Consider the following 23,192-nt stretch of genomic DNA (forward strand, 5'->3'; position numbering starts at 1 on the left):
GTTCAGGCTCCGATCGTGACGGGCTTGGGGTGGGCTTTGCCGTGGGGCAGGCAGGCGATACCTACGACGATCACGGCGAGGACGGTCAGGGGTGCGGCCCAGCGCAGCAGCGGGAATTCGCCGGTGGGGTCGAAGATCTCGGCTCGCGGCCACGACAGGTTGATCACCATGAGTCCGCCGTAGAGAACTGCGGCGATGTTGACGGGCAAGCCGAGACGGCCGAGTGTGAAGAGCTTCTCGCCGTCGCTGTCTTTCTGCACTCCGCCGTGCGGCCAGCCCTTGAGTCGCTGGATCAGGAGCGGGACGGTCACCATCATGTACGCGAGGTAGATCAGCACGATGCAGACGCTCGACAGCGTGGTGAAGATCGCGGAGTTGCCGACGTTGACCGCCAGGATCGCGATGCAGGCGAGACCGATGAGCACCGAGGGTGCAATGGGGGTTCCGGTGCGCGAGTTCACCTTCGCCAGAGCTGCCGAGGCGGGCAGTCGTCCGTCGCGGGCCATCGAGAACATCAGTCGCGAGGCCGCGGTCTGGATGGCGAGGGTGCAGATGAACACGGCAATGGCGACGTCGACGAGCAGGACCTTGCCCCATGGGGACGTCAGGATCGAGTCGATGACGTACGGAAGGCCCTGCGTCGCAAGCTCACCGTCGGTGAGGCTCGGTGCGGCCATCAGTGCGCCGACGATCATCAGACCGCCGCCGAGAGCCGAAGCGGACAGGGCGAGGCGGATGGTGCGCGGTGCGACGCGTCGGGGATTGCGGGTCTCCTCGGCGAGTTCGCCTGCCGAGCCGAAGCCGACCATGACGTAGGCGGCCATCAGACCTGACACGATCCAGGCACCGATGTAGCCGGGATCTGCTCCGGCACTGCCGGTATCGAACACCACCTGCGGGCCGCGCTCGGCGTGAGTGAAGAAGACGAGCACGAGGGCGATGACGCCGATGATCTCGCACGTGACGCCGATGCTGTTGATGCGCGACATCCAGTTCACACCGATGCAGTTGATGGTTGTGGTGAGTACCAGCAGAATCGATCCCAGCACAACGGCATTCGCGGCTCCGCTCGACGAAGTGAGTGCCGTGTCCTCGCCGATCAGTTGGAATCCGCCCCAGATGCTGGGCAGCACCACCTGCAACGCGATCGCGGCGGCGGAGGCGGTGACGATCTGCGCGATGATCATGAACCACCCGGCGAACCAGCCGACCAGTTCACCGCCCATGCGCCGGGACCAGTGGTAGATGGCCCCCGAGATGGGGTAGCGCGCGGCGAGTTCGGCGAAGTTCAAGGCGACCATGAACTGGCCGAGGAACACCAGCGGCCAGGTGAGGAAGAAGGCCGGGCCGCCGAAGCTGAACCCGAGGCCGAAGAGTTGGAAGATGGTGGTGAGGATCGAGACGAACGAGAAGCCGGCCGCGAACGACGCGTACTTACCGAGGCTACGGTGCAGCTGCTGGTCGTAACCGAGGGCAGCGAGATCCGAATGGTCCGTCGTACGAACCGGTTCCGAACCCGCGCCGGGGGCCGGCAATGTTGTCGAGCTCATGTTCACTCCTACGGGCGAGGTGGGTGGTGAGTGACCGCCCGCTGCATCGCCGAGGCGGGTTTCTGTCAGTTGATAGTTTTCGGCACCGCCGTTCCCGGGCGGTGTCCGTCGTGAAACAAGCTCGTTTCGTCTATTTCGATCAGATGACAGAAATCTCACCGTCACGTGGACCTGACAAGATGCAGTCATGACCGGCGCAGGCAGACCACGGCTGAGCACAAAGAAGCGGGCAGGGGACACCGCTCGCGAGGAAATACTCGACGCCTCGGCTGAGCTGTTCACCACTCGCGGATTCACCAACACCTCGACCCGCGTCATCGCCGACGCTGTCGGACTGCGTCAGGCCTCGCTCTATCACCACTTCGCCACCAAGGACGACATCCTCGACGCACTTCTCAGCGGCACCGTCGACGCGCCGTTGGCCGTTGCGCAGCGAATCCGCGATTCCGGAGCCGAGGCCCCGACCCAGATGTACGCCCTCGCCTACTTCGACGCCGGGCAGCTGGCCGCGTCCACCTGGAATCTGGGCGCTCTCTACCTGCTGCCCGAGTTGCGCAGTGAGCGTTTCGAGGCCTTTCGAGACCACCGCTACACATTGATGAGCCTGTATGCCGCCATCGCGTCGGACACGCTGGTTGAACTCGGTTCCGAGCGTCGGCCGGGCACCGAGGACCTGCCGTTTCGCCTGGTGGAGACCGTGGTGAACGCGCGTGCTGACCGCGAGAACGGACGGCGCGACCCGACGGTGGATGCGGCGGGGATTGCCGAGGCCGCCCTGCGGGTGCTCGGCTGGACCGCGGATGTCAGCGCGTTGCACGAGAGTGCGGAAGCCCTGCTCGAGGCGGTCGTCGGAATAGTCGAGGATTCTCGCTCCTTGCATTCGACATGACATCGATAGCAATAGTCGGAGCAGGTGCAGGTCTCGGAGCAGCAGTGGCGCGTAAGTTCGGCGCGGAGGGCTTCTCGGTCGGCCTGATATCCCGCAACCGGTCCCGTGTCGACGCACTCGCTGATCAGCTCGCTGCCGACGGTGTATCCGCCAAGGGATTCGTCGCCGATGTGCGCGATCCGGCCTCCATCGCCGCAGCGCTCGAGCAGGTCACAGAAACCCTCGGCCCCATCGAGGTGCTGCAGTACAGCCCGCTTCCGCAGAAGGACTTCATGCGGCCCGTGCTCGAGACCACCCCGGCCGACATGGTCGGTCCGGTCGAGTTCTCCATCTACGGACCCATCGCCGCCGTTCATCAGGTGCTGCCGGGAATGCGCTTCCTCGGCGAGAACAAAGGCACCATCCTGTTCGTCAACGGCGGTTCCGCAGTCAAGCCCGGTCGTACGGTCACCGGCACGTCCATCGCGTTCGCCGGCCAGGCCGCGTACGTGCAGCTGCTCAACGAGGAGTTGGCCGACGAAGGAATTCAGGTGTCGCAGTTGATCATCGGCGGTGCCATCGACGGCAAGGATCCGAAGAAGAGCCCCGAGGCTCTCGCCGAGCAGCTGTGGAGCCTGCACACCGAGCGCGACAGGTTCCGGGTTCAGGTCGCCACGGACTGACTAGGCTTGCCGGCATGACATTGTTGCCCGACTGGGCTCAGAGCCTGGACCTTGCACCCCACCCGGAGGGTGGATGGTTCAAGGAGACCTGGCGCAGCGAGGTCACGATTCCACAGGCAGCTCTGCCCGACGGTTATCCCGGTCCCCGCGCGGCAGGGACGGCAATTCTGTTCCTACTCATGCCCGGTCAGCAGTCGGCCTGGCACACCGTCCGCGGCACCGAGATGTGGCTCTATCACCGGGGCAGTCCGGTGCAACTCGACCTGGGCAGTGATGGAACCCAGCCGGGTGAGGTGACCTCGCTGCTGGTTGCACCCGAATCTCCGCAGCAGATCGTGCCACCGTCGGTGTGGCAGCGGGCGCGTCCGATGGGCGACGAGCCGAGCTTGGTCAGCTGCACCGTCACCCCGGGATTCGATTTCGAGGACTTCCGGCTCGAGGACTCCCATGGGTAGGAAGCGTGAGTCCGCTGGAGGGCTGAAGCCCGGCCTGTTCGAAATCGACTCGGGCACCTGCGAACTGGTCCGCGACACCTTCTCGGACGACGGGTGGGTCGTCAACGTCAACGATGTTCCCAGTTCGCACATCGACATGAACGACCCCACCGTGCTCGAATTCGAGTACATGCGGTGGATTTCGGGACTGGTACGTGCACAGTGGGATTCGAGCTTCGCGCTGCGGGCGCTGCATCTCGGGGGTGGAGCCTGCACGCTGGCCCGCTCCTTCACCGCCGAATTTCCCGGTGCGCGTCAGGTGGTCGTGGAGCTCGACGGCAAGCTCTCGGAATTGGTCCGCGAGTGGTTCGACCTGCCTCGGGCACCGCTGCTCCGCATCCGCGTCGGCGAGGCACGGGCCGTCACCGAGACGCTGAGCGAGAACAGTCGAGATCTGATCGTGCGAGATGTGTTCTCCGGAGCCACAACTCCGACCCCGCTGCTCACCGCCGAGTTCACCGAGCATGTTCGACGCGTTCTCTCGCCCGGCGGCATGTATGTCGTCAACTGCGGTGATCGACGCGATCTGTCGCTCGCGAAGCAGGAGGCGTCGACCATCGGAAGTATATTTCCGCACACGGCGATCGTCGCCGATCCGGCGATGCTCAAGGGCAGGCGCTACGGCAACATCATCATTGCCGGCAGTGACGTCCCGATCGGGGACTCCCCGGCTCTGGCGCGGGAGCTTCTCGGCGGAGCAGTCCCGGCGCATGTGTGGTTGACCGAGCAGGTGCGGTCTTTCGCGCGTGATGCAAAGATGTTGCGGGATTGAAGTACTGGGTTCCAAGACCCGCTCACAGCACGTCCTGCGCGAGTGTCATCAGGCGACGGTGCGCATCGGCTCCGGCGCGGCCTATTTCGTCCTGCGGTGCGCTGATCAGGACGTCGTTCTCGACGATCGTTCGACCGCCCACCATCAAGCGAGCAAGCGGTGGCGTCTGCCCGTAGGCGAACGCGACCACAGGGTCGTCCACGGCCGAGTAGAAACCATCGGTGCGCCAGATGGCGATGTCGGCCAGCTTGCCGACCTCGAGCGAACCGATCTCGCTCTGCCGTCCCAGTACCTTTGCACCGCCCAGGGTTCCGATCTCGAGTGCCTGACGCGCGGTCAGTGCTGTCGGACCGTACTTGGCTCGCTGCATGTACATCGCCTGGCGGACCTCGCCGGCAAGCGGCACCATCTCGGCCGAAGCGGAACCGTCCACACCGAGGCCGACGGGTGCGCCGGCCGCGAGCAGGTCCGAGATTCGCGCGATGCCTGCGCCCAGACGTGCATTGGAACTCGGGCAGTGCGCAATGCCGGTGCCGGTGGCCGCCATCTTCGCGATGTCGGAGTCGTGCAGGTGTACCGCATGGGCGAACCACACGTCGTCACCGAGCCAGCCGACCTGCTCCATGTATTCGACCGGGGTGCAGTTCATCTGAGCGAGGCAATGCTCCTCCTCGTCCAGAGTCTCGGCCAGATGGGTGTGCAGCCGAACACCTTTTGCGCGGGCGAGTTGTACGGACTCGACGAGCAGTTGCTTGCTGATCGAGAACGGGGAGCACGGCGCGACGGCGATGCGGAGCATAGAGCCGAAGGCGGCGTCGTGATAGGTGTCGATGGCCTCGGCGGTAGCGGTGAGGATGTCGTCGAGCGTTTCGACCACCTCGTCGGGCGGCAGACCGCCGTCGGAGACACCCCGGTCCATCGAGCCGCGGCACGGCTGAAATCGGACGCCGATGCGCTGAGCCGCGTCGATCTCGGCGGCGAACAGGTCGCCCCGGCCCTTGGGGAAGATGTAGTGATGATCGGTGCTCGTCGTGCATCCCGATTTCGCCAGCCAGCCGAGGCCGGCAGCAGCTGCGCCACCGACGACCTCGGCATCCATCTTCGACCATGGCTTGTACAGCGCCACAAGCCATTCGAAGAGCGTGTTGTCCTTGGCGAGACCTTGAGAGGCCCACTGATAGAGGTGGTGATGGGTATTCACCAGTCCAGGCGTGACGAGGCAGCCGGACGCGTCGATGTTCTCTGCCCCGGCGAGGACCGGTGCCGAGCCGGATCCCACGGCGGTGATCTTCGTTCCTTCGATCACGAGATAGCCGGAGGGAATCTCGTCGCCGACAATGGGGGCGATATACGCATTGGAGATCACGGTGGTCATGTGTCGTCGGCCTTTCGAGTTGCTGCGACATCGTAAGCCCGCCGGAGCGTCGGCGCAGCGGAGCGGGTCTAGGGTGACGGTATGGCTCTCATTGCACTGTTGGATCTGACGTTCAAGCCCGAATCCCTTGCCGAAGCACGGGCGCTGCTGCGGACCGTTCTCGCGGACACCCGCGCGTTCGAGGGGTGCCTCGGCGTGGAGGTGTGGGTCGACGAAGAGAACGAAGCGCACGTCGTCGCGCACGAGACGTGGGAATCGGCGGAGGCCGACGCGAAGTACCGCGAGTTCCGCGCCGGACCGGGCAAGATCGTCGAATTGCCGCCGCTGCTCGCCGCAGCACCGTCGTTGACTAAATTCACCGTCGATTCCTCGGTGTAGCGGATTCGTCGATCCGGCCACCGGCCACGGTGGCCGGTTGTGGTCGACCGGTGAGGAACCCCTGCACCATGTCGGCACCGAGATCGACCGCCACCCGCAATTCCGCGTCGGTCTCGACACCCTCCATGATCACGCCGGCACCGATCTGTCGGGCGAAGTCGATGATCGCCGTGGCCGCGGCGCGACGGAACGAGTCCCGGTCGATTCCGTGCACGAGTGCGTAATCGATTTTGAGGGTGTCGGGCCTGAGCTCGACGATGTGGCGCATACCGGCGAATCCGGCTCCGACGTCGTCGATGGAGATTTGAACCCCCGTGTCGCGCAGCTTCTCGATGGCGCGGGTCACCGCACGGTAGTCGTCGACACGTTCGTGCTCGGTGATCTCGAGGTGGAAGGTTCGGGTTGCCAGATGCGGACGCAACCGGTCGAGTAGGTCGGTCGTGCGGATGGTGTCGGCCGACGCATTGACCGACACGAACGGCCCCGGTGGCAGCAGATGAACATCCGCTAGTGCCCGTTCCAGTGCGGCGCGTTCGAGCCGTGGACCGACGCCGGCCTCGGCTGCGTCGCGGTACCACGACAGGGGCGATCCGTGGCCGAACGGGAACCGCGACAGTGCCTCGTAGCCGACGGTCGAACCGGTGACCGTGTCGCAGATGGGCTGAAAGAAGATGTCGGGACCGCCGGATTCGATGAGCGCATCGATTCTCTGCCTGGCCTGTTCGCGGGCGTCCGCTGCGGACAGTCCCGTCTCCGGAAACTTTCCCGAGGTCCGTGCTTTGAAGCGATACATCTCGATGTCGGCGAGAGCGATCAACCGTCGGACCAGTACGTGTAGGCCGGTGTCGGCGGGTGGCGTCTCCACGGCCGAGCCCACACTGGTGGTGAACGGCGGGCCGTCGAACGATTCCTCCAGCGATGCGCGAATCCTGTTGTCCGATTCGGCGATCGACTCTCTGGTGCCGACGCTGACGACCACGAACTCGTCGCCGCCGAGTCGTGCGACCGCGGACTTGTCCCCCACCGCACAGGACAGGCGACGGGCGACCTCGACGAGCACTGCGTCACCGGAGGGATGGCCGAACTTGTCGTTGATGTGCTTGAACCGATCGATGTCGAGGACGGTCACCCCGACCGCTTGCTGTGCGCGATCCTCTGCTGGGGACAGGCGCAACGAGTCGACGGTATCGAGCAGCCCACGTCGGTTCCACAGGCCGGTCAACGGATCTCGCAATGCCCTCGCCGCGCTCGTTCGCAGCTGACCGATGTACGACTTGATCATGAAGGGGGCGGCGTAGAGGGATCCGATGGTGACCATTCGAGAAGCGGTGGACCATGGATCGGCACCCTCCGAGACAGCCAGAGCGGCGAGGCCAGCGAGGGTCAGTGCGCCGATTGCCAAGTGAATCAACATGACACGGTGCGAGCTCGCGACGACGATGAACGCTGCGACGATCGAGAACATCGCGCAGCCCGGCATCGCGTCGAAGTGGGTTTTGAAGGCGAACAGAACGGTCACGATGCCGACGTCCGCGTAGAGGATGTAGACGATCGCCATCCTCGGGGATGCCCACGGCCGGAGGTACCAGGCAATCGCAACCGGCACCGTGGTGGCGGACGCCAGGAGCACGGCGATCGACACGGGGTCGGAGAACTGACCGGCGGGGACCATCAGGGCCCCGGCGAGGCCGAATGTGAGCGTCATTCCGCTGATGAACAGCCGCACCCAGCGTTCCTCCGCGGTGGGTGCGAAGTCTCCCGGTGCGGAAATGGTGACACCCTCCGTAGAACCAGCCACTAACCTGCGTGAACGCTAGCACCCACACCTGGTCCCGTAGTGGGGATACAGCCGTTCAGACCATGTCGTGCTTGGTGAGCCAGCGCAACGTCGGCCAGCCGAGAAACACCGGTAACCAGCAGGTCAGTACGCGATAGAGCAGCACGGACGGGACTGCGATGGAGGCGGGGAGGCCGAACGCGGCAAGCCCGCCGATGAGGGCTGCTTCCACGGCCCCCACACCGCCCGGCGTCGGGGCGGCCGAGGCCAATGTGCCACCGATCATCGTCACCACTGTCACCGTCACGAACGTCGTTCCGCCGCCGAACGCCTCGACACTCGCCCACAGGGCGAGCGCAGCACCCAAAGTGGTTGCGGCGCAACCCAAGATGATGATCGAGAACCGTTTCGGGTCGCGGGCGAGTTCGCCGAGCTCGGTGAGCACTTCGGCAACCTGGGGCCGGACGGCCACTTTCAGCCACAGTCGCAGCTTGGGCACGAACATGAAGGTCCCGACGACTCCGAATGCGACGCCGGCGATGAGGTACAGCACGGTGTTGCCCGGCACCATGTTGGACAGCCCCGACGACGTTCCGGCGACGACGCTGAAGAAGATCAACAGGCTGACATGGGTGATCACCTGAACCGACTGTTGCAGAGCCACAGCGGCTGTCGCGCGGACGGTACCCAATCCACCCTTTTGCAGAAAGCGAACGCTCAGGGCCAGGCCACCGACGCCCGCAGGTGTCGTGGTCGCGGCAAAAGTGTTCGCTACCTGCATGATCGTCAGATTCCGGAAGCTGACCTTGCCGAATGCGCAGGCCCACAATGCGGCACCCGCACCGATGTAGGTCAGTGCGGAGACGGCCAGACCGAGCAGCGCCCACCACCAGTCGACCGAGCCCAATTCGACGACGAACGCGGGAACCGCACTGATGAACGGGTATGCGACGTAGACCAATCCGATCAGCAACACGAGCGAGATGATCTGGTTGCGGCTGAATCGAGTGACCTGCTCGGCCTCGATCCTCGCGGCACCGGTCTGATCGAGCACTTCGAGCCGGACGGACTTCATCGTCTTTCCTGCATCGGCAACCGACTGACGCACCCGAAGAGGGATGGCGGACTTGGTCAATCGACCGGACGCCGCGATCACGACGTCGATTCCCAGTACCTCGACGGCGGTGGCCACGGCGCGATGGGAGCCGAAAAGGTCTGCGGTGGTGAGTAACAGCTGTGCGACATCGGATTGCATCTGGGCGTCCGACGCGCCGAGTTCTGCGTGCCCGAACCCGCAGAACAGTGCCGCGCCGTCATGGAGCCGCAGTTCACCCCGATGCAGGTCACCGTGCGAGATCTGGTTCTCGTGCAACGTGTTCAGAGCCGACCAGAGAGCTCTGAGCGCGGCATCGTCGAGCTCGGCCTCGATGGGGTCGCCGATGGGCTGGCTGTGCGCGTACAACGTCCAGCCGCGGTCGAGTGCTGCTACCGCCAACGGGTCGCTGCCTGCGGCGTTCATACTCTTGATGGCCAGGCCCATCAATGCGCGATGCTCGACGGCGCGGCGCATGGACGCGTGCAACGGTGCTGTCTCGCTGCCGCGCCGGGTGATCCATCGCCAGAATTGGCGCAGCGCACCGCCACTGCGTTGGTTCTGTCCGTAGAGTTCGACCACCACATCGGCGTCCGGGGTGTGTGCGTTCAACACCAACGGGCCCGGGCCCGCGGGGCGCACGACGGTGAAGCTGCGGACGTCGACGCCCCGGATGCGGAACAGGCGCACGGCCGCGTCGAGTGGAACCTCCAGTGCCGGAGTGCCGACCAGCAGCACGATGATCGCACCGACGAGCCAGCCGACGGCCAGCCCGAGCAGCGAACGGGCCGGGACCACAGTGGACACCACCAGGTGTATCGGTACGAAGGCGAGCAGCAGTGCCCACCATGCTCGACGCCACCGCGCGGGCAGGCCCGGGCCCGACACCGTGAGCGCCGCGGCGAGCATGGCGATCCAGCGTGAATCGTCGAGGAATTGCGACAGGAACGTGTCGAGTCGCTCGGGCACGTCCAGGTCCCACGTCGGAGTCGAGATGCCGGTACCGGTGATGGACAGAGCCAGCGCGGCGATCAGAGCTGCTGCCGCGTACCCGGCCAACAGTTTCCATTTGCGCCCGGCGATCAGCCCGATCAACACTCCGAACGGGAGGGCGAGGATCGCGACGCCGTAGACGATGTAGACAGCGTTGGACTGATCGGGGCTGAGCACGCCGACGATGTTGGACACCGATTGTTCGAGTGCGTCCCACTGATTTCGGGTGATGAGCGAGCCGGCGATGACCAAGCTCAAGAACACCGAGGCGGCAACGACCCGAATGATGTCACTGGTTCTTCTCACCAGCGGCTGCAGCAGGTTTCCCGCTACGGGAACGTCCCGCCCATCCACGCGCATGGGCTCAACTTACCGTGCGGTACGCCGACGGAGTTCGTTGCGCACGGCGGGCCATTCGGATTCGATGATCGAGAACACGACGGTGTCGCGCAGTGAACCGTCGGCCATGCGTTGGTGATTGCGCAGAATGCCGTCCTGCTTGGCTCCGAGTTTCGCGATGGCCGTCCGCGATTGGAGGTTCATCCAGTGGGTGCGGAATTCCACCGCGATACAACCGAGTTCCTCGAAAGCGTGCGTCAGCAACAGCAGTTTGCTCGACGCGTTGGTACCGGTTCCGTGGGCGGAGCGCGCATTCCAGGTGTACCCGATCTCGACGCGACGGTTGTTCGCATCGACATTGCAGAAGGTCGTCGCGCCGAGAATCTGCCCGGTATCGTTGCGCCGCAATGTGAATGGAAGCATGGTTCCCGCGTCGAGCAGTCCCAGCCGGCGATCGATCTCTGCGGCCATGTCTTCCGGTTTCGGAACGCTCGTGTACCAGAGGTTCCAGAGCTCGCCGTCGCGGGCGGCATCGCACAGCCCCTCGAGGTGATCGCGGCTCAGCGGCTCCAGGGTCACGAGATCGTCAGTGAGGGTCACCGGTTGCAGAAAGGACATTGGCCGACGATACGTCCCGGCGTGGTGTTCGCAACAGCGAGAAGATCACCGCCGCGGTCACGACGAGAGCTACGACGACGATCGACACGACCTCGGTGTAGGCGTGCGCGTAGGCGTCGGCAAACCCGGGGCGTCCGGCTGCCGCGGCATCGGCGTCGGCTCGGTCGGGTAGCTCGCCGCGGACCAGGACGGTCAACAACCAGGCATATCCGGCCACCATCAGGGCCTCGCTGCCGATGCGAAACAGGTTCAGCACGCCCGCCGCGGTACCGCTGCTGTGCGGCGGCACCGCAGCCAGTGCCTCGCCGTCCACCAAGCCGATCGGGAGTCCGAATCCGAGCCCCAACGCGATCATCGGGACCACGACGGCACCGAGCGGGACACCTGGTTGCAGCGCCAACATGCCCAGATTGCCGAGGACGAGGCAGCCGAGGCTGACCAGCACGACGCGAGTGGGGGTGACGGCGTCGAACATGCGGCTCAGGCGGGCAACGGTCAGCGGAGCGAGCAGAACGGGGACGGTCATGGCCAGCATGAACACTCCGGCAAGCCCCGGCGTCAGCGACGCGACAGCGCTCAGCGCAGCGGGCAGATACGTGAGCAGCGTGACGAATCCGATGGCCCCGGCCACCGGAACGAGGCACAGGGCCAGGAATCTCCGGTTGCGCAGTAGCGAGAAATCGAGCAGGCGGTGCGCCGTCGATTCGGTTCGCAGAGTCGGCAGAGCGACAGTTCCGATGGCCGCCGCAGCCAGGACGACCGCCTGGGCGGCGAACACGCCCCGCCACTCGAACGCCGCGACGAGCAGCCCGGAGATGGTGGGCCCGAGTGCCAGACCGAGACCGTTCACGGTGCCGAACAGTGCGAACGCGGTTGCTCTGGCCGTGCCGTGGAAGTGAAGCGAGAGAATGGAAGTGGAGCCCACCAGAACCGCTGCGGCTCCGATGCCCGCGAACACCCGCGCGACATCGAGTAGGTACAACGACGGCGCGACGGCACTGACCGCACTCGCGACGGCCGTCAGCACCACCCCGATGCGGAACGACGTGCGGTGACCGATTCGATCCGACACCGCGCCCCAGACCACGGTGAACAGCGCGAACGCGATGTTGAAGCCGTTGACGACCCACTGCAGAGGCGTCGGGTCGGTGCCGAGGTCGCCGGCGATGACCGGAAGGGCGAGTGCAGTACCCGAGATGGACATGGGTACGACGAATTGAGCCGCGAGTACGACCGGTAGCACTGCCTTCATGTGTCCCCCTGAAACGTAGGTACGATGGTTGTCGTACTAGACCAGGTTTCAAGGTACGGCGCAAGTCGTACCTTTTAGGAGGAGCGCATGGCGGACAAGGACGGGCATCCCGAGCCCGAGGAAATGCAACTGGGTGCGGTGATGTCCGCGTTGGCCGATCCGTTGCGTCGCCAGGTGGTCACCGAACTCGTCGGCGACGACGACGGAGCCGAGCGGACGTGTATGTCGTTCGAGCTCGGTGTCACCAAATCGACTCTGACGCACCATTTTCGAGTGCTACGCGAGGCAGGCCTGGTGTTTCAGGTCGATCGCGGAAACAGTCGCAAAGTGACGCTGCGTCGCCACGAGCTCGAAGAGCGATTCCCCGGTCTGCTCGATCTGATCGCCAACGAAAACCGGTAGCCCCGCGCCCTCTTCGCGTCCTACGGTGAGCGGCATGCACTTCGCGATGATCGGCACGACGGCACCGAGTCACATCTACCCCTCGCTCGCCGTCGTCGCCGAATTGGTCCGACGCGGGCATCGCGTCACCTATGCCGTCGGCGAGTCGTTGCGGCACTCGGTGGAACCGGCTGGAGTCGAGGTGGTGGCGTTCCCCTCGATACTTCCCGACGGCGAGGGCTCTTGGCCGGACGACCCGGCGTCGGCGATGCAGGTGTTCCTCGACGAAGCGATTGCGTCCTTTCCCGTGCTCACCGCGTTCTACGACGACGATCAGCCGAATGTGATCCTCTACGACATCGGCGGCCTGACCGCCCCGATCCTCGGCGTCCGGTACGGGGTGACGGCCGTGCAGCTCTCCCCTACGTATGTCGCCTGGGACGGCTACGTCGAGGATCTCGGTGACGGGATGACCTCTATCCGCGAGTCGACAACCGGCGTTGCGTATCGCGAAACCTATGCGACCTGGTTGCGAGAGAACGACATCGACGCCGACCCGTGGGACTGGATCACGTACCCGGAGCACTGCCTGTCGTTGATCCCGAAAGCGATGCAGCCGAACGCCGATCGAGTCCCCAGCTCGGTGCAGTTCGTCGGCCCGTGTCTCGATCCGGTGCGACTGCACGACCGATCGTGGTCCGCGCCCGAGGGGCCCGTTCTCTACGTATCGTTCGGCACCGGGTACAACGAACGCCCCGACTTCTACCGGCTGTGCATCGAGACGTTCGCGAACACGGACTGGCACGTGGTGATCTCCATCGGCCGACGCGTCGACCCCGCCGTACTTGGGGAACTGCCCGCGAATGTCGAAGTCCACGAACACGTTCCGCAGCTCGCGGTGCTCGACGCCGCCACCGTGTTCGTCACCCACGCCGGAATGGGTGGGTGCACCGAAGCCCTGTGGTTCGGCGTACCGACAGTTGCCCTACCGCAGGCAGTCGACCAATTCGGCAACGCGGCGATGCTCGCCGAACTCGGCGCAGGAGTGCACATCGACTTCGACGGGATGACGGCGACAGGACTACGCGACGCCGTCGAACAAGCCCGGGGACTCGCGCCGCGCGCACGTGAGATCAGCGCAGAGGTGCGAGCGCACGGCGGCGTCGACCAGGCCGCGAATGCGATCGAGGCATTCGGTGTCGATGCCGGCGGCGCGGCTACGTAGCCAGCGTCGCCAACTCCTCGAACGTCTCGGCGTACGTGTCTCGGACCTGATCCCAGGAAGCCGTCATGTCCACACTCTCCGGACCGGCGATCGGCAGCGCATAGCCGTACTGCGAGCGCGGCACCGGGCTACCGGGCAGAACGAGTACCTGCGTGAACGCTGCAGAGTCAGGATTGAACGTCAGAGTGTGCGAGGCGACGTTGCGGCCCCAATCCTCCGACGGCCACGACAGGAAGATCACGTGTCGAGGGTTCTCGGCGGGGTCGGTGTACGAGACATAGCTGCCGTAATGATCTTCTCCCGGAGACATGATCTTGTACGCGCCGTTGTCGGTGTAGATCAACAACGCCTCGGCGAACGGCTTCTGATCGAACAGTGCGGTGTACCTCAGCGCCTGAACGAACACGGGTCGGCCCAACGGAATCGAGATTGCATCCTGCTGTGTAGTCACGAGAATCAAAGGTACCGACGTCGAGAATCCGGTGCAGCCAGCCGCGCTGAGCGCGGTCAGCTGCACCCGATTCGATGGAGGAACCATTCTGGAACCGTCGACGTCGAATCAGGCATGCTCGAATCCTGGCTGGCGCAGCACGACGGAGTGATCACCCGTGCTCAGGCCGGTGCCTGCGGACTCAGTGGGGATGCGGTGGACCGCCTGGTGCGCGGAGGCAAGTGGAAGGCGATTCACCGCGGGGTGTTCTTCGTTGCAGATCGACCCTTCACTGCGGAAGCGCGAATTCGATGCGCAGTGTGGGGCGCGGGCGACCGAGCCGTTCTCAGCGGAGAGGCCGCAGCGTTCTGGCATCGTGTTGTGTCCGAGATGCCGGGCACCATCGAGGTCACCGTCCCCAGAACCGGTCGAAGTCGGGCCGCCGGGTGCCGGCTTCGCCGACGGGACGTGCACAGCACCGATGTCGTGGTGCGCCGCGGAGTGCGGGTCACCTCGCTCGAACTGTCCGTTCTCGAAGCGTCGGTCGGCAAGGCGCACATCATGGATCGAGCACTGCAGCGGCACACGAATCTGGAAAGCCTGCGACGGGCGCACGCCCGTAATGCAGGGCGGACCGGGGCTCCGAAGGCGGAGCGGCTGTTGGCCGCCGCCGAAGGTGGGGCCCGATCGGAAGGTGAGCGCCTGCTGGTGCGCGAGATACGCCTCCGCAAGATCACCGGGTGGGCGGTCAACTATCGATGGGACGGCTACGAACTGGACATCGCCTTCATCGTCGAGATGGTGGCGATCGAGATCGACGGTTGGGCCTTCCACTCCGATCGCGACGCTTTCCAGCGTGATCGAACCAGGCAGAACGCGATCTCGCGCGACTGGACGGTACTTCGCTACACCTGGGCGGACCTGACCGAACGGATGGACCGGGTGATCGCCGAAATACTCGCCGCTCTCGCGCGAATCCGGTGCAGCCAGCCGCGCTGAGCGCGGTCAGCTGCACCCGATTCAGTCCTCGAGAACGCTGACGCTCACGCCGTAGGGCAGGAAACGAACCCGTCGACGCGGGTCGGTGTTGTCCTTGTGTGCCCGCAACGCATCGAGTTCGGTGGCGTAGAGCTGATCGATCTGCGCCGAGCCGGCATCGTCGACGCTGTAGATCGCCCAGACGCCATCACCCTTCTGGCCTGTGGTTTCCGGCTCCGGCGGGGCTTTGGGTGCTCCCGTGTTGGCGAACAGCGAACCGACGACCTCGCGCAGGCCCTCGGTTGCTTCACGCGCGAACTTGTCGAAGTCGTCGGATCCGAATCCGAAGGGTCCCTGGTTGGCCATGGCGCTACCTCCTGAGTGAAACTCCAGTATGCGCGTTTTCTCCGAATGGGCGAGAAGCTACTGCTGCAGTCGGGCCCCGATGGTGTTGTGCAGAGCCCGCAGTGAGTTCTGGCCGAGCGAGACCGTCTGAGATTCGATGTGTCGCAACAGGTGGGTGTCGTTCAAAACCTTCTCGCTCGACTGGATCAGCACGGTGCCGGCGCCGGTAAAATCGAACTGACGCTCTTCGCCGCTGTTGGCCCCGAGGAATCCGCGCGCGGCGCCGAGGAAGTTCTGCATCCAGGCGGCATCGAAGTGATGCGACGGCGACGGGCAATCCGCCCAACCGACAAGAGCTTCCGGGTCGATGCGTAGTGGCGGCTCGGCGAACATGACCGTGCCGTTGGACGAGGCCAAGAACTTGCCGGTACCGAGCAGGGTCAGGAAGCCGGGCACGATGGACTGCTTGAGGTCCAGAGTCGGCTCGAAAGCCAGCAGATTCGCGGCTCGGATCGTCAGGTTGCCGTCGTCGAGGTCGTAGCTGTTGATGTTGAAGCCGCGATCCCCGAGGATCAGCTTGCCCTGCCCCTGCGCCAGCACCCAGTCGTTCGAGTACAGCGGCGACGAGAACCGCGCCGCCACGATGGCGGGCATGGACGTCTGCCCGAGTGGTTCGAATCGGACGTTGCCGTAGTACGCGATCATCGCGCCTTTGGAGGTGAACCACGGCTGGCCGGCGAGTTCGACGCAGAACGCGTAGTCGTTACCGGGCACGTTGTCGTTGACCGGCAGGGTGTGCGGGGTGTGAATGTCCAAACTCATTGCCGCTCCCTAGAACTTCTGCTCGGACGCCTGGACCCACACGGTGCCCATGCCCGTCATCTTCAGCTGGATCGCCTCTCCGCTGCCCTTACCCACGGCGTCACGCCACCCGACATTGGCGGAGATGTCGACGTTGATGTTGCCGATGTGGCATACGTACGCCTGCGGATCGACCACGACCATGGGGTTGTTGGGCCCGACCTGCAGCGGTGTCGCGCCGCCGTGCGACAGGACCGCGACGCTGCCCTGCCCAGTGAGTTGCGTCGTGAACAGACCCTGCCCGGTCATTGCCCCGCGCACTGCTCCGCGGACGCCGCCCTGGGAGGTGAGGGCAACGATGGAACTCTGCAGGTATCCGTCGTGCACCAGCAGGCGATCGGCTTCGACGGTGAGCATGGACGAGCCGTCGAGATGAATCACTTCGACGTACAGCCCGGCGTGGCCGTAGAAGACCTCGCCTTGCCCCTCGGCGGCCATCATCGCCACGTGCTCGCCTGCCATCATGCGGCCGGCCATGCCCGCGACACCGCTCATGCCGGGCATGGCACCCGCGCCGCCGCCCATGGAATGCGGGACGAACCGGACGTCGCCGGTGTAATAGAGCATCGATCCGCGCCGAGCCAGCACACTCTGATTCGGTGCCAGAACGGATTTCACGACTTTGCTGTTGACGAGTTCGAGCGGCACGTCAGCGCTCCTCGGGTTGGATGTAGACGACGCCCTGGCCGTCGAAGCGGAGTGAGAACGCCTCGCCGCTGCCGCCGCCGATGGCGGAGCGCCACGTGACGTCGGTGACGAAGCTCTGGTTGAGCTGTCCGCGATGGGCGACGAAGGCGTCGGGGTCGACGACGAGCGGATACTGCGGATCGACGGCGAGTGCGATGATCGGCCCACCCTTCGACAGCAGCGCCACCGTCCCGGAGCCGCTCACGACGGTGGTGAACAGTCCCTGCCCCGACGTCGCACCACGAAGGCCGGAGAACTTCACGTCCGTCTTCAATTGACCTGTGAGAGCAAGCAATTGAGACGATTCGACGTGCAGGTTGTCGCCTTGCACCTCGACGAGAGTGATGTCCTGGGCGTCGACCGCGAAGTACACGGTGCCTTTGCCGGACACGTCCATAAGGGACAACGACTCGCCGGTCACTTTCTGTTTGAGCGCGGCGCGAAAACCGCCGCCACCGCCCATGCCTGCGCTCTTGAAGGCGACATCGCCTTCGTAGGCAACCATCGAACCCGAGATCGCGCGCAGAGAGTCACCGGTCAGGTCTGCGACCAAGACACGGTGCCCGTTCATCCTCAGCTGAGCCACGGGGGAACTATGCCACCGCTCGCACCCCCGCGGCTACTGCTGGAGAAAATCTAGACGAGCGGCTTCAGAGCCTTGCCCGCCAATTCGACGGCACCGGGCTGGTGTCCGTTGGTGATCAGGTTGATGATGACGCCGTCGATGCCTTGATCGAGGACGCGCTTCTGCACCTGCTCGGCGACATCGTCGGGCGTTCCGCAGAAGTGGCGGTCGGTGGCCTTCGCTGCGTCCTCCTCGGAGAGATTCGTCAGATCGAGGCCCTGCTTCAGCACGAACTCCCGCTGCAACTCCTTGGCCTTGTCACCGTCCTCGTCGATGATGACGAAGGCGAGGAAGCTCGTCTCGAGATCCTTCGGATCGCGGTCGACTTCCTCGCAACGGGCCTGAACGGCTGCCATCTTGCGGGGCAGTTCGTTTGCGTCGCAGATGATGTTGAGGTGATCGGCGAACTGTGCGGCCAGGCCGAAGGTCTTCTTCTCGCCGCCACCACCCAACATGATCGGCAGATCATCGCGGATGCGGGGCTCGTTCATCGCGTTCTCGACCTGGTACCACAGGCCGTCGAACGTGGGACGCTGGCCGCGGAGCATGGGTTCGATGATCTGCAGGGCCTCGTCGAGGCGCTCGAATCGGTCGGTGAACGTACCGAATTCGAGTCCGAAGCTCTGATGCTCGAGTTCGTACCAGCCGGCACCGATACCGAGAATGGCCCGGCCGCCGCTGACGACGTCGAGCGTGGTGACGGTCTTGGCCAGGATCGCCGGGTTGCGATACGTGTTGCCGGTGACCAAGGCGGAGAGCTGGATGGTGTCGGTGGCCGTCGCGAGCGCCGACAGGGCGGAGTAGGCCTCGAGCATCGGCTCGTCGGGCTTTCCGATTCCGGGGAGTTGGTAGAAGTGATCCATCACGAATGCAGTGTCGAACCCGGCCGCTTCGGCCTCGCGCGCCTGCGCGATGACCTGGGGAAAGAGTTCCGCGACCGAACCGTCGTAGCTGAAGTTGGGCATCTGGTAACCGAGGCGAATAGTCACGGGAGCCACGCTACTCGGATATCGGCCCGCAGCACGTGGGAGAGCGCGATAATTCGTCCATGACCACCATCGATCTGGCCCGAGCACCGTTCTCCGGATTCGCCGTCGACGACCTGCCGGCAGCTCGCACGTTCTACGCGGACACCCTCGGTCTCGAGGTGACCGAGAACGAGATGGGGATGCTCGAACTTCACCTGGGAGCGGCGACCGTACTGATCTATCCCCGGCCCGGTCACGTGCCGGCGCAGTACACCATCCTCAACTTCCCGGTGGTCGACATCGAGGCCGCAGTCGATGCATTGATCGCCAAAGGGGTGGTGTTCCAACAGTATCCGGACATGGGCACCGACGAGAAGGGGATCTTCCGGCACGGCGGACCGCTCATCGCCTGGTTCACCGATCCGGCGGGCAACGTGTTGTCGGTGCTGCAGGACTGAACTCGACCGCTCAGGCAGCCGGAGTCCCTTCCGCCAAAGCCGTTGTCGCGGAACGTCGTACGCCCTGAGGATCGACCCACTCGACCACGGCGACATCACCGGGGTGCCGTCCGATGAGGGCCTGGGCCAGATCCGACGACGAACCGACACCGGCACCGTCGAAGGCGACGATCACATCGTCGCCGGACAGTCCGATTGCCGAGGCCGGAGAATCGGTAGCCACCGTCACCACCTCGGCACCCATCGCCGGCTTGTTGTCGAACACGGACACATCTCGCACCGACACCCCGAAGTACGGGGTCCGGCCCACATGAACCGTCCCGCCGGACTGCCCCGCGACGACCTGATCGAGCACGGCAGCAGCCTCCGAGATCGGAACCGCATACGCCTCGGGTGCCTGCGGAGGCCTGCTCTCGGAGCCGGTGCGCGCCTCGTCCGAGAGCCCCGCTGTATTGACGCCCACCACACGACCCCAGGCATCGAACAGTGGGCCACCCGAATCACCCGCTCGCACATCGGCATCGACTCGAATCATCCGATCCAGAGTGTTCCGCGAACTGTCCACCGAACTACGGGTACGCACCTGCTGGTCCAGAGCCGTCACCGCACCCGGGGCAGGCACCAGAACACCTGCGCCAGCAGCATTCCCGACGGCAGTGACCGCATCCCCTACCTCGGGAGGTGAGTCCGGAGCGAACTCGACCACCGGCAGGTCGGCCGCGGAAATCAACTGCATGACCGCCAGGTCACGAGATTTGTCGTAACCGAGCACGGTGGCGTCGTAGATCAGTCCGTTGCCCATGTGCACCGCGCTGATCTCGGTCGCGTTTTCGACGACGTGAAAGTTGGTGAGCACCAGGCCGTCCGGGGCGACGACGAAGCCGGTACCTGCGACGCCGGAGTAGCCGGCCGTGGCCGAGATCGTGACGACGGTGGGGTTCACTCGCGCCGAGAGGTCCTCGAGAGTGAGCGGGGGCGGCTCGACGACGGGGATGGACGTGACCTCGGGGGCCTGCAGCTGGACGTCGGTGCCTACAATTCCGGGACTCAGCACTCCGGGACTCAGCACTCCGGGACTCAGCGGCGTGGCGAGGAACCAGACACCGGCGGCGACCAGCGTCAGTACCCACGCTCGCCCACCCGACTGCATGAAAATCGATTATGGTCCGATGCCGAGCACCGTGCCAGTCAGTCTGCGATCACCGCTCGGGGAACGTCGGCGCGCAACGTGAAGTCGGTGACGAATTCGCCGTCTTCGGGGCCGTATCGATTCTTGATGTCGTAGCTCTCGACGTCGAACGCGTCGAGTGACGGCGAATGGGTGGTGACGGCCATCGAGCCACCGTCGACGTCGAACTGGAGCAGGCGTTGGAAGCCGGTGCTGCGTTCGCCGTCGACCTCGAAGTACTGGTAGTCGGCCAGCAGTTGCACGACGGTGCGGTCGGTCTCTCCCACGTGCTCGTCGACGACCGCGACCTGGCCGTCGACGTGCCCGGACAGGACGAGGAAGACGGTCTCGTGTGGAACGACCAGTCGATTCCAGATCTGTTGGCCGGAGCTCGACCCGATGTCGCCGAACCCCATCAGTTTCTTCTCGCCGAGTTCGTCGAGGTAGTAGTGCGTGCCGATGACGACATTGCGGTCGGGGTTCTCGTCGAGAACTCGTTCGGCCCACTGCATGACCTTCTCCGGCGGGTTGTAGCCGATGTACAGCATCAAGAACCTGGCACCCGCGATGTCGACCAGGTCGTAGTGCGCCGAATTGTCCTCGTCGGTGAACGAACCGCCCCAATAGGGTTGATCCCGATAACGCTGAGGGCCGAAGTACTCGTTGTAGAGCGCGTGGTTCTTCTCGTGCTCTCCAGGGACCAATTTGCCTGCGACGTTCCAGATGTTGTCGTGGTTACCGGGCAGAACGCCGTGGGCGATGCCGGCATCCTCGAGGATCTGCATCGATTCGCTGGCGGCCTCGAACTCCTTGCGCGCTTGAGTATCCGGCCGCCCCGGGCTGATCCAGCTCTGAATCAGGTCGCCGGTGTGCATGCTGTAGTCGATCTTCAGCTCGTCGGCGTTGTCGGCGGTCCACTGCGTCATCTCCGAATACACACCGGGATCGTCGCGGGCTATGTACTGCGTGTCGGTGATGTGTTGAAGAGCGAAATCGTAGGTATCGGCGTCGGCGAAAGCCCTGTCGGGGGTGGCGTTGGTCTCGGCGAAAGAACGATCCGCACGCGGGTTGTCGATGACCAGTACTTCGACAGTGCCTCTCTCGGTGGAGATCTCGGCACTCAATTCCACCTGACCGCCGGGCGCGACCGGGTCGGCCGTCGCAATGGCCGGACCCCACGTGTTGCCCGACTCGTCCCACACATGCAACGCCAGATCGTTGGTGTTCACCGATCTGCCGGACCACGTCAGCGTCGCCGTGTCCGTACCCGGCGCGAACGTCGCGGTGTATCGGAGGTAGGGGTATTCGTCCCACCCCGAGGTACGCATCTCCGTCGTCGACGACTCGACCCCGACCTCGTGAGTCGGCGGATTCGGTGCGTCTGCGACACCCGCGACCATGGACGTGGTGATCGCCGCGGGCACCGTCGTCAACCCGATCCCCGGTACTGCAGCCGCCTGGCGAGGCGTCGGGTGGTCGCGGCGCTCGGCAGCCGCATCGGCACCGGTGAGCGCGAGCAGCACACAGGTCAGCGCCAGGGAGCCGAATGCCGATGGGCGCTTCATGCCATCGAGGCTACCGATACCAGCGCCAGAGCCGCGGAGTTGCAAAGACGAGGGTCACTGCTAGGGCGGTGACCACAGCCTGGCCGATACGGCCTGCCGTCACACCCTCGGACGGGCCGTGCAGCGGGTAGTTCACGACGGCATTGGCCACGGCATCGACCACCAATGTTGTGGAACCGATCAGCAGCCCGATCCGTCTGCGCTGTGCGATGAGAACCGCCGCAAGCGGATCGAGGACGACGAGCACAACGAAGAACCACACGATCACCGCGGGTGTGCCCGGGTAGGGGTTCTCCCCGCCGCCGGCCAGCTGCACCAAGTGAACCGCTGTGCCGTAGGCGAAGACTGCGGCGAAGAGGTACGTCAAAATCCGGACGTGTCGAGGGTCTGATCGCACGAGTCCGACGCTACTGCCCGTCTACAGTCGGCTCATGTCCGCGCAGCATCGCCCTCGGGTTCTGATCGGTATCTCCGGCTGGACGTACGCGCCGTGGCGAGGGGATTTCTATCCGAGCGGTCTCGCGCATCGCAAGGAGCTCGGGTACGCGTCCGAGCACCTGACGTCGATCGAGATCAACGGCACGTTCTACGCGATGCAGAAGCCGTCGAGCTTCACCAAGTGGCACGACGAGACTCCCGACGACTTCGTGTTCTCCATCAAGGCTGGGCGGTACGTCACGCACATCAAGCGGCTTGTCGGCGTCGAGTCGGCATTGGCGAACTTCTTCGCCACCGGGGTCCTCACCCTCGGTGACAAGCTGGGGCCATTCTTGTGGCAGCTCCCACCCAATCTTGAGTTCGACGCGCAGAAGATGACGGACTTCTGCGCCCTGTTGCCCAGAACTGTTTCTGCTGCAGTAACTCTGGCGGAGTCGCGGGACGACAAATTGGCCGAGGACCGAGTGCTGTTGCCGGCTGAGTCGTCTCGGCCACTGCGGCACTGTATCGAGGCCAGACATGCAAGCTTCGCCTCCGACGAGGCAGTGGAACTGTTGCGCGAGAACGATATTGCGATCGTGGTTGCCGACACCGCCGGAAAGTACCCGTACATCGACACCCCCACAGCGGATTTCATGTATGCCCGACTGCACGGAGACGAAGAGTTGTACGCCAGCGGCTACACCGACGACGCTCTCGATCGATGGGCCACCAAGATCTCCGAGTGGACGTCGGCGGGCCGGGACGTCTTCGTGTACTTCGACAACGACATCAAGGGCTACGCACCCTTCGACGCCATGAAACTCATCGAGCGCGTCGGTCAGTAATTTATTCCGCTTTCTAGCCCGAGGGGAAGAGTTGCCTATAGAGA

Annotated in this window: 25 protein-coding genes; 10 read left to right on the forward strand and 15 right to left on the reverse strand. The window is 64.6% G+C overall.

Annotated elements, in window-relative coordinates; translation table 11 throughout:
* Positions 1 to 2: 2 nt before the first annotated feature.
* Positions 3 to 1,550, reverse strand: coding sequence for an amino acid permease (locus CH278_RS10610; protein ID WP_094621861.1), 1,548 nt, complete (start codon positions 1,548 to 1,550; stop codon positions 3 to 5).
* 187 nt (positions 1,551 to 1,737) lie between these two features.
* On the opposite strand from CH278_RS10610, the gene CH278_RS10615 reads away from it, so the two are divergent.
* Genes CH278_RS10615 through CH278_RS10630 form a run of 4 tightly spaced genes read left to right on the forward strand, consistent with a single transcriptional unit; the run spans position 1,738 to position 4,367 of the window.
* A complete protein-coding gene (locus CH278_RS10615) occupies positions 1,738 to 2,439 on the forward strand; it encodes a TetR/AcrR family transcriptional regulator (protein WP_032369984.1) in 702 nt (233 codons plus the stop codon).
* The gene (locus tag CH278_RS10620; protein WP_094621862.1) at positions 2,436 to 3,101 is read left to right on the forward strand and encodes an SDR family NAD(P)-dependent oxidoreductase; all 666 of its coding nucleotides are present in this window, start codon (positions 2,436 to 2,438) and stop codon (positions 3,099 to 3,101) included. Before CH278_RS10615 ends, CH278_RS10620 begins: the two co-directional genes overlap by 4 nt.
* A gap of 14 nt (positions 3,102 to 3,115) precedes the next feature.
* Positions 3,116 to 3,556 (forward strand): cupin domain-containing protein, encoded by a 441-nt coding sequence (locus tag CH278_RS10625; RefSeq protein ID WP_032369982.1) that lies wholly within the window; start codon positions 3,116 to 3,118, stop codon positions 3,554 to 3,556.
* Positions 3,549 to 4,367: a spermidine synthase gene (locus CH278_RS10630; protein WP_094621863.1), complete on the forward strand. Its 819-nt coding sequence runs from the start codon at positions 3,549 to 3,551 to the stop codon at positions 4,365 to 4,367. The genes CH278_RS10625 and CH278_RS10630 overlap by 8 nt, the downstream gene beginning before the upstream one ends.
* A gap of 22 nt (positions 4,368 to 4,389) precedes the next feature.
* Here the strand turns inward: CH278_RS10630 and CH278_RS10635 are convergent, their stop codons facing one another.
* Positions 4,390 to 5,742, reverse strand: coding sequence for an 8-oxoguanine deaminase (locus CH278_RS10635; RefSeq protein ID WP_176457184.1), 1,353 nt, complete (start codon positions 5,740 to 5,742; stop codon positions 4,390 to 4,392).
* An 81-nt stretch (positions 5,743 to 5,823) separates the two neighbouring features.
* Between CH278_RS10635 and CH278_RS10640 the strand changes: the two genes are divergently transcribed.
* Positions 5,824 to 6,120 carry a putative quinol monooxygenase gene (locus CH278_RS10640; RefSeq protein ID WP_032367731.1) on the forward strand — a complete coding sequence of 99 codons (297 nt, stop codon included), beginning with the start codon at positions 5,824 to 5,826 and terminating at the stop codon, positions 6,118 to 6,120.
* On the opposite strand, the gene CH278_RS10645 is transcribed toward CH278_RS10640, so the two are convergent.
* From CH278_RS10645 to CH278_RS10660, 4 genes are read right to left on the reverse strand one after another with little or no spacing between them, the layout of a single operon-like run.
* The gene (locus CH278_RS10645; RefSeq protein ID WP_256991845.1) at positions 6,098 to 7,918 is read right to left on the reverse strand and encodes a bifunctional diguanylate cyclase/phosphodiesterase; all 1,821 of its coding nucleotides are present in this window, start codon (positions 7,916 to 7,918) and stop codon (positions 6,098 to 6,100) included. The genes CH278_RS10640 and CH278_RS10645 overlap by 23 nt on opposite strands.
* 55 nt (positions 7,919 to 7,973) lie before the next feature.
* Positions 7,974 to 10,343: a lysylphosphatidylglycerol synthase transmembrane domain-containing protein gene (locus CH278_RS10650; protein ID WP_032400986.1), complete on the reverse strand. Its 2,370-nt coding sequence runs from the start codon at positions 10,341 to 10,343 to the stop codon at positions 7,974 to 7,976.
* A 9-nt stretch (positions 10,344 to 10,352) separates the two neighbouring features.
* Positions 10,353 to 10,940 carry a GNAT family N-acetyltransferase gene (locus CH278_RS10655; RefSeq protein ID WP_032367733.1) on the reverse strand — a complete coding sequence of 196 codons (588 nt, stop codon included), beginning with the start codon at positions 10,938 to 10,940 and terminating at the stop codon, positions 10,353 to 10,355.
* Positions 10,909 to 12,192: an MFS transporter gene (locus tag CH278_RS10660; RefSeq protein ID WP_032367734.1), complete on the reverse strand. Its 1,284-nt coding sequence runs from the start codon at positions 12,190 to 12,192 to the stop codon at positions 10,909 to 10,911. Before CH278_RS10660 ends, CH278_RS10655 begins: the two co-directional genes overlap by 32 nt.
* An 87-nt stretch (positions 12,193 to 12,279) precedes the next feature.
* Between CH278_RS10660 and CH278_RS10665 the strand changes: the two genes are divergently transcribed.
* On the forward strand, positions 12,280 to 12,594 hold the full coding sequence (locus CH278_RS10665) for an ArsR/SmtB family transcription factor (RefSeq protein ID WP_027495157.1): 315 nt from the start codon (positions 12,280 to 12,282) through the stop codon (positions 12,592 to 12,594).
* A gap of 34 nt (positions 12,595 to 12,628) precedes the next feature.
* Positions 12,629 to 13,798, forward strand: a complete 1,170-nt coding sequence (locus CH278_RS10670) for a macrolide family glycosyltransferase (protein WP_094621907.1) — start codon at positions 12,629 to 12,631, stop codon at positions 13,796 to 13,798.
* Here CH278_RS10670 and CH278_RS10675 read toward each other — a convergent pair.
* Positions 13,791 to 14,249 carry a hypothetical protein gene (locus tag CH278_RS10675; RefSeq protein WP_027495159.1) on the reverse strand — a complete coding sequence of 153 codons (459 nt, stop codon included), beginning with the start codon at positions 14,247 to 14,249 and terminating at the stop codon, positions 13,791 to 13,793. The genes CH278_RS10670 and CH278_RS10675 overlap by 8 nt on opposite strands.
* 114 nt (positions 14,250 to 14,363) lie before the next feature.
* On the opposite strand from CH278_RS10675, the gene CH278_RS10680 reads away from it, so the two are divergent.
* Positions 14,364 to 15,227 carry a type IV toxin-antitoxin system AbiEi family antitoxin domain-containing protein gene (locus CH278_RS10680; protein ID WP_094621864.1) on the forward strand — a complete coding sequence of 288 codons (864 nt, stop codon included), beginning with the start codon at positions 14,364 to 14,366 and terminating at the stop codon, positions 15,225 to 15,227.
* 21 nt (positions 15,228 to 15,248) lie between these two features.
* On the opposite strand, the gene CH278_RS10685 is transcribed toward CH278_RS10680, so the two are convergent.
* The 5 genes from CH278_RS10685 to CH278_RS10705 form a co-directional block, all read right to left on the reverse strand.
* Entirely contained in the window at positions 15,249 to 15,572 is a 324-nt protein-coding gene (locus CH278_RS10685) for a hypothetical protein (protein WP_032369979.1), read from the reverse strand.
* 57 nt (positions 15,573 to 15,629) lie between these two features.
* Complete coding sequence (locus tag CH278_RS10690; protein WP_094621865.1) at positions 15,630 to 16,373, reverse strand: AIM24 family protein; 744 nt, start codon at positions 16,371 to 16,373, stop codon at positions 15,630 to 15,632.
* Positions 16,374 to 16,382: 9 nt separating this feature from the next.
* Positions 16,383 to 17,060, reverse strand: a complete 678-nt coding sequence (locus CH278_RS10695) for an AIM24 family protein (protein ID WP_027495162.1) — start codon at positions 17,058 to 17,060, stop codon at positions 16,383 to 16,385.
* A 1-nt stretch (position 17,061) separates the two neighbouring features.
* Entirely contained in the window at positions 17,062 to 17,670 is a 609-nt protein-coding gene (locus CH278_RS10700; RefSeq protein ID WP_032400991.1) for an AIM24 family protein, read from the reverse strand.
* A gap of 65 nt (positions 17,671 to 17,735) precedes the next feature.
* The gene (locus tag CH278_RS10705) at positions 17,736 to 18,713 is read right to left on the reverse strand and encodes an LLM class F420-dependent oxidoreductase (protein WP_032368006.1); all 978 of its coding nucleotides are present in this window, start codon (positions 18,711 to 18,713) and stop codon (positions 17,736 to 17,738) included.
* A 59-nt stretch (positions 18,714 to 18,772) separates the two neighbouring features.
* Here CH278_RS10705 and CH278_RS10710 point away from each other — a divergent pair, with 59 nt between their 5' ends.
* Positions 18,773 to 19,150 (forward strand): VOC family protein, encoded by a 378-nt coding sequence (locus tag CH278_RS10710; RefSeq protein ID WP_094621866.1) that lies wholly within the window; start codon positions 18,773 to 18,775, stop codon positions 19,148 to 19,150.
* Between the two features lie 10 nt (positions 19,151 to 19,160).
* On the opposite strand, the gene CH278_RS10715 is transcribed toward CH278_RS10710, so the two are convergent.
* The 3 genes from CH278_RS10715 to CH278_RS10725 are packed head-to-tail and all read right to left on the reverse strand — an operon-like array spanning position 19,161 to position 22,280.
* Complete coding sequence (locus tag CH278_RS10715) at positions 19,161 to 20,300, reverse strand: S1C family serine protease (protein ID WP_094621867.1); 1,140 nt, start codon at positions 20,298 to 20,300, stop codon at positions 19,161 to 19,163.
* 38 nt (positions 20,301 to 20,338) lie between these two features.
* Positions 20,339 to 21,883 carry a metallophosphoesterase gene (locus CH278_RS10720; RefSeq protein WP_094621868.1) on the reverse strand — a complete coding sequence of 515 codons (1,545 nt, stop codon included), beginning with the start codon at positions 21,881 to 21,883 and terminating at the stop codon, positions 20,339 to 20,341.
* Positions 21,884 to 21,893: 10 nt separating this feature from the next.
* On the reverse strand, positions 21,894 to 22,280 hold the full coding sequence (locus tag CH278_RS10725) for a hypothetical protein (protein WP_143536237.1): 387 nt from the start codon (positions 22,278 to 22,280) through the stop codon (positions 21,894 to 21,896).
* A gap of 34 nt (positions 22,281 to 22,314) precedes the next feature.
* On the opposite strand from CH278_RS10725, the gene CH278_RS10730 reads away from it, so the two are divergent.
* The gene (locus tag CH278_RS10730; protein WP_094621870.1) at positions 22,315 to 23,148 is read left to right on the forward strand and encodes a DUF72 domain-containing protein; all 834 of its coding nucleotides are present in this window, start codon (positions 22,315 to 22,317) and stop codon (positions 23,146 to 23,148) included.
* Positions 23,149 to 23,192 lie beyond the last annotated feature (44 nt).

This window comes from Rhodococcus sp. 05-2254-5 (assembly GCF_002258575.1).
Classification (GTDB): domain Bacteria; phylum Actinomycetota; class Actinomycetes; order Mycobacteriales; family Mycobacteriaceae; genus Rhodococcoides; species Rhodococcoides fascians.

Coding starts and splice junctions, on each gene's coding strand:
- CH278_RS10680 (WP_094621864.1), top strand. CDS start 14,364: ATGCTCGAATCCTGGCTGGCGCAGCACGACGGAGTGATCACCCGTGCT.
- CH278_RS10700 (WP_032400991.1), bottom strand. CDS start 17,670: ATGAACGGGCACCGTGTCTTGGTCGCAGACCTGACCGGTGACTCTCTG.
- CH278_RS10685 (WP_032369979.1), bottom strand. CDS start 15,572: ATGGCCAACCAGGGACCCTTCGGATTCGGATCCGACGACTTCGACAAG.
- CH278_RS10660 (WP_032367734.1), bottom strand. CDS start 12,192: ATGAAGGCAGTGCTACCGGTCGTACTCGCGGCTCAATTCGTCGTACCC.
- CH278_RS10715 (WP_094621867.1), bottom strand. CDS start 20,300: ATGCAGTCGGGTGGGCGAGCGTGGGTACTGACGCTGGTCGCCGCCGGT.
- CH278_RS10620 (WP_094621862.1), top strand. CDS start 2,436: ATGACATCGATAGCAATAGTCGGAGCAGGTGCAGGTCTCGGAGCAGCA.
- CH278_RS10650 (WP_032400986.1), bottom strand. CDS start 10,343: ATGCGCGTGGATGGGCGGGACGTTCCCGTAGCGGGAAACCTGCTGCAG.
- CH278_RS10665 (WP_027495157.1), top strand. CDS start 12,280: ATGGCGGACAAGGACGGGCATCCCGAGCCCGAGGAAATGCAACTGGGT.
- CH278_RS10690 (WP_094621865.1), bottom strand. CDS start 16,373: ATGAGTTTGGACATTCACACCCCGCACACCCTGCCGGTCAACGACAAC.
- CH278_RS10730 (WP_094621870.1), top strand. CDS start 22,315: ATGTCCGCGCAGCATCGCCCTCGGGTTCTGATCGGTATCTCCGGCTGG.
- CH278_RS10720 (WP_094621868.1), bottom strand. CDS start 21,883: ATGAAGCGCCCATCGGCATTCGGCTCCCTGGCGCTGACCTGTGTGCTG.
- CH278_RS10670 (WP_094621907.1), top strand. CDS start 12,629: ATGCACTTCGCGATGATCGGCACGACGGCACCGAGTCACATCTACCCC.
- CH278_RS10630 (WP_094621863.1), top strand. CDS start 3,549: ATGGGTAGGAAGCGTGAGTCCGCTGGAGGGCTGAAGCCCGGCCTGTTC.
- CH278_RS10635 (WP_176457184.1), bottom strand. CDS start 5,742: ATGACCACCGTGATCTCCAATGCGTATATCGCCCCCATTGTCGGCGAC.
- CH278_RS10640 (WP_032367731.1), top strand. CDS start 5,824: ATGGCTCTCATTGCACTGTTGGATCTGACGTTCAAGCCCGAATCCCTT.
- CH278_RS10710 (WP_094621866.1), top strand. CDS start 18,773: ATGACCACCATCGATCTGGCCCGAGCACCGTTCTCCGGATTCGCCGTC.
- CH278_RS10625 (WP_032369982.1), top strand. CDS start 3,116: ATGACATTGTTGCCCGACTGGGCTCAGAGCCTGGACCTTGCACCCCAC.
- CH278_RS10615 (WP_032369984.1), top strand. CDS start 1,738: ATGACCGGCGCAGGCAGACCACGGCTGAGCACAAAGAAGCGGGCAGGG.
- CH278_RS10655 (WP_032367733.1), bottom strand. CDS start 10,940: ATGTCCTTTCTGCAACCGGTGACCCTCACTGACGATCTCGTGACCCTG.
- CH278_RS10610 (WP_094621861.1), bottom strand. CDS start 1,550: ATGAGCTCGACAACATTGCCGGCCCCCGGCGCGGGTTCGGAACCGGTT.